The organism is Paraclostridium sp. (assembly GCF_051657365.1).
Taxonomy (GTDB): domain Bacteria; phylum Bacillota; class Clostridia; order Peptostreptococcales; family Peptostreptococcaceae; genus Paraclostridium.
Genome location: NZ_JBOFKN010000130.1, coordinates 1 through 2,531, shown reverse-complemented (window position 1 = coordinate 2,531; position 2,531 = coordinate 1). Strand labels below are relative to the sequence as shown.

Annotated in this window: 1 protein-coding gene; it reads right to left on the bottom strand. The window is 33.4% G+C overall.

What is annotated here, in order from left to right; genetic code table 11:
• Positions 1–2,451, bottom strand: a 2,451-nt coding sequence (locus tag ACRCYC_RS09165; protein WP_438618819.1) for a beta strand repeat-containing protein, incomplete at its 3' end; no start/stop codon positions are given.
• Positions 2,452–2,531: the final 80 nt, after the last annotated feature.

Here is a 2,531-nt window from a genome sequence, read left to right as displayed (position 1 = left end):
TTTTCCATTTGCATTATTTAGAACTTTACTATCCACTCCAGTTGCACTCATAGCTGATGTATTTATTCCTGATGTTTGTATTAAACCATTATTTTCAACAGTTGCTCCTCCTTGAGCTAAAACTGCATTTGATGTTTGACCATCTCCCTCATGGATTATTGTTCCATTATTTATTCCTATGCTTCCTAACCCATCCGCCTTTATTCCAGCTGTATATTGTTTTCCTGATACATAGATATTTCCTGTATTTATTCCTTCTCCAGCTCCTGAAATCGAAATTCCTGACGAAGAGTTTCCTGTTATTGAAATATCTCCTTGATTTTCACCTTTTGCACCTGTTTCAACTGAAATTCCTATTCCCTCTTCTACAACTATCTTTCCACTACTTATTCCATTAGCTCCACTACTTAATTTTATTCCTTTTGCTTTATTTAAAACTAAAATATTTCCTAAATTCTTCAGTGATGAACCTTCTTTATCTGCTGCCATTCCTGATGCATTTACTGCTGATACTTGAATTAATCTATTATTTTCAATGTATCCTCCTGTTTGAGCTAACATTGCGTTTGATGTTTGGCCATCTCCTTCATGAACTATTACTCCATTATTTATTCCTATACTTCCTACTCCATCTACCTTCATTCCTGATGTATACTGTTTTCCTGAAATATAGATATTTCCATTGTTTACTCCTTCACCTTTTCCACTAATTGCAATTCCATAAGAAGAATTTCCTGTTACATAAATATCTCCTTGATTCTCACCTTTTGCACCTGTTTCAATTGAAATACCTGTTCCTTCTTTTACATCTATCTTTCCACTACTTATTCCATTAGCTCCACTACTTAATTTTATTCCTTTTGCTTTTTTATCTACTATTATTGTTCCTGTATTTTTTAATGATGAACTATTTCCATCTGCTGCCATTCCAGATGCATTTACTCCTGAGACTTCAACAGTTCCATTATTTTCTAAATATCCACCATTTTGAGCTAGCATTGCATTCGATGTTTGACCATCTCCTGTGTGAATTATAGTTCCGTTGTTTATTCCAACACTACCTGCCCCATCAACTTTCATTCCTGATGTATATTGATTAGCAGTTACATAAATATTTCCATTATTTACTCCTGTTCCGCCTCCTGTTACCGATATTCCTGTTGAACTATTTCCTGTTACATGGATATCTCCTGTATTTTTACCTTTACTATTACTAACAGATACTCCTGTTGAATTAGCACTGCTTAACTTTATTATTCCACTATTTAAACCTTCGCTTCCACCAGCTATCAATATCCCCGTTCCTTTTCCTAATACATTTATTTCTCCTGTATTTTCTCCCTTCGCCCCTGTTTCAATTGACATTCCTGTTCCATTTTTTACATCTATTTTTCCTGTATTTAACCCTGTTGCTCCAACTATTTTTATTCCTTTTGCATTTCCATCTACTAATATTGTTCCTGTATTTTTTAATGATGACTCATTTTTATCTGCTGTCATTCCTGATGCATTAGTTCCTGAAATTTCAATAGTTCCATTATTTTCTAAGTATCCACCATTCTGAGCTAACATTGCATTTGATGTCTTTCCATTTCCTGTGTGAATTATAGTTCCATTATTCGTCCCTGTACTATTTACTCCATCAACTTTCATTCCTGAAGTAAATTCTCCTGCGGTAACATTTATAGTTCCACTATTTATTCCAGAACTTCCATTTAAAATTGACATCCCTGTTGATTTATCTCCTGAAACATAAATATCTCCCGTATTTTCTCCTTTTCCTTGAGAATTTGTATTCCCTATTATCATTCCTGTCGAATTAGCATTATTTAAGGTTATTATTCCACTATTTAAACCTTCGCTTCCTCCTGTTACTAATATACCTGTTCCGTTTCCTGATATATTTATTTTACCTTTATTTTCTCCAATCGATCCTGTTTCAATTGACATTCCTGTTCCATTTTTTACATCTATTTTCCCTGAGTTTAACCCTCTTGCTCCATTTGTTAACTTTATTCCTTTTGCATTTTTATCTACTACTATTGTTCCTGTATTTTTTAATGATGATCCATCTTTATCTGCTGCCATTCCAGATGCATTAGTTCCTGAAATTTCAATAGTTCCATTGTTTTCTAAGTATCCACCAGTTTGAGCTAACATTGCATTTGATGTATCTTTACCATTTCCAGTATGAATTATAGCTCCATTATTTACTCCTACACTCCCTATCCCTACAACTTTCATTCCTGAGGTATATTGATTTCCCGTTACATTTATTGTACCTTGATTTATGATAGTTTGGTCTTTTCCAGCTGACATTCCAGCTGCACTAGGTGCTGATACATCAATTGTTTTGTCATTAATAATAATATCACTTGAATAACTCACCAAATTTTTGCTAGAAAATAATAGAAAGATTCCTAACAATACCATTTTCTCTTTCGCTTTCATACTACCCCCGTTTTATTTTTATTTTAGTACTCTCATGATACCCCACCATTTTTTTCATGTAAATCAGCTGTTTTTTATAT